General features: G+C 60.3%; 2 protein-coding genes. Both read left to right on the forward strand.

What is annotated here, in order from left to right; genetic code table 11:
* On the forward strand, positions 1-435 hold a 435-nt coding region (locus MF6396_RS28085; protein WP_238596502.1), incomplete at its 5' end, for a heme-binding protein.
* A 61-nt stretch (positions 436-496) separates the two neighbouring features.
* Positions 497-787 carry a DUF1330 domain-containing protein gene (locus MF6396_RS28090; protein ID WP_005005999.1) on the forward strand — a complete coding sequence of 97 codons (291 nt, stop codon included), beginning with the start codon at positions 497-499 and terminating at the stop codon, positions 785-787.
* Positions 788-791 lie beyond the last annotated feature (4 nt).

Below are 791 nucleotides of genomic sequence, written 5' to 3' on the forward strand. Positions count from 1 at the left end.
CCCATGACCAAATCTATTGCCACCGCCTCGATCAACCGCGAAACCGCAGTCGCCCTCATCGACGCGGCGCTCGCTGCGGCCCGTGCCATCGGCATCCCGGCTGCCGTCGCCGTCGTCGACGCCACCGGTAACCTGCGCGCGTTCGAGCGCACCGACGATGCGCCGTTCCTTACCGTCGATGTTGCCATCGACAAGGCCTGGAGTTCCGCCTCGTTTGGGTTCCCGACCCATGTCTGGAACGACTATGTGACCAACGATCCAAAAGTGGCGCCGCTAGCCTATCGCCCTCGGATGGTCGCTGTCGGCGGCGGTTATCCGATTCTGGAGGATGGGAAGTTGATCGGCGGCATAGGCATCTCCGGAGGCAACTATCAGCAGGATCAGGATGCGTGCGTCGAGGCACTCATGAAAATCGGGTTCCAGTTGCCAGCCTGACGACTGTGAGGCCATCACCGGTGGTAATGGCCAACAGATCCAACCTTTGAGAGGCCTAATGATGGAAGCGTTCGTCGTCTTTACGCGGGAAGAAACCAGCGACCCACATGCACTCGCAACCTATTCTGCAGGCGTCGGACCATCGTTCGATGGTCACGACGTTACCTTTCTCGCCGCTTATGGCGCGATCCAGCATTTGGAGGGGCCGCCCATCGAAGGGGCCGTAATCTTGCGTTTCCCGACGATGCAGGCCGCTCGCGACTGGTATGACAGTCCCGCCTACCAAACCATCGCTGCTCAACGCTTTGCCGGTTCCCGTTACCGCGCCTTTATCATTGAAGGGCGGCGGTGACATA

Origin of the sequence: Pseudomonas sp. MF6396 (assembly GCF_002018915.1) — a bacterium.
In the GTDB taxonomy this organism is placed as follows: Bacteria; Pseudomonadota; Gammaproteobacteria; order Pseudomonadales; family Pseudomonadaceae; genus Aquipseudomonas; species Aquipseudomonas palmensis.